This window comes from Pasteurella oralis, assembly GCF_002850605.1.
In the GTDB taxonomy this organism is placed as follows: domain Bacteria; phylum Pseudomonadota; class Gammaproteobacteria; order Enterobacterales; family Pasteurellaceae; genus Pasteurella; species Pasteurella oralis.
In genome coordinates this window covers 1-1,243 of record NZ_NXGB01000024.1, presented here as the reverse complement: position 1 = coordinate 1,243, position 1,243 = coordinate 1, and the positions used below count along the sequence as shown (strand labels likewise).

The window sequence follows — 1,243 nt, the reverse complement described above, 5'->3', positions numbered from 1 at the left end:
TGTCTAAAGAAAAATTTGAACGTACAAAACCGCACGTAAACGTGGGTACAATCGGCCACGTTGACCATGGTAAAACAACTTTAACAGCAGCAATCACTACAGTATTATCAAAACACTTTGGTGGTGCAGCTCGTGCATTTGACCAAATTGATAACGCGCCAGAAGAAAAAGCGCGTGGTATCACCATCAACACATCACATGTAGAATACGACACAGAAACACGTCACTATGCGCACGTTGACTGTCCAGGACACGCAGACTATGTAAAAAACATGATTACTGGTGCTGCACAAATGGATGGCGCTATCTTAGTTGTAGCGGCAACTGATGGTCCAATGCCACAAACGCGTGAACACATTCTTTTAGGTCGCCAAGTAGGTGTACCTTACATCATCGTCTTCTTAAACAAATGTGATATGGTAGATGATGAAGAGTTATTAGAATTAGTTGAAATGGAAGTGCGTGAACTTCTTTCTCAATATGACTTCCCAGGTGATGATACACCAATCGTACGTGGTTCAGCGTTACAAGCATTAAACGGTGTACCGGAGTGGGAAGCGAAAATTCTTGAATTAGCGGGTCATTTAGACAGTTATATTCCAGAGCCAGAGCGTGCGATTGACCAACCATTCCTTCTTCCAATTGAAGACGTGTTCTCAATTTCAGGTCGTGGTACAGTAGTAACAGGTCGTGTTGAGCGTGGAATCATCCGTACGGGTGAAGAGGTTGAGATTGTGGGAATTAAAGAGACCACAAAAACAACTGTAACTGGTGTTGAGATGTTCCGTAAGTTATTAGACGAAGGTCGTGCGGGTGAGAACGTTGGAGCGTTATTACGTGGTACGAAACGTGAAGAGATTGAGCGTGGTCAAGTGTTAGCGAAACCGGGTTCGATTACGCCACACACAGACTTTGAATCAGAAGTTTACGTGTTATCAAAAGAGGAAGGTGGACGTCATACGCCATTCTTCAAAGGTTACCGTCCACAGTTCTACTTCCGTACAACTGACGTAACGGGTACGATTGAATTACCGGAAGGTGTTGAGATGGTTATGCCTGGAGATAATATCAAGATGACTGTAAGTTTGATTCACCCGATTGCGATGGACCAAGGTTTACGCTTTGCGATTCGTGAAGGTGGTCGTACAGTGGGTGCTGGTGTTGTGGCTAAAATCATCAAATAATTGAATTTTCAATTAGATTGAATAATAGAGGAAGGCGTATCGAGAGGTACGCCTTTTTT

At 43.4% G+C, this 1,243-nt stretch carries 1 protein-coding gene; it reads left to right on the top strand.

All coding sequences use genetic code 11. The annotated features are described in order from the left end of the window. Positions 1–1,184, top strand: a 1,184-nt coding sequence (gene tuf / locus C0975_RS11230; protein ID WP_245853395.1) for an elongation factor Tu, incomplete at its 5' end; no start/stop codon positions are given. Positions 1,185–1,243 lie beyond the last annotated feature (59 nt).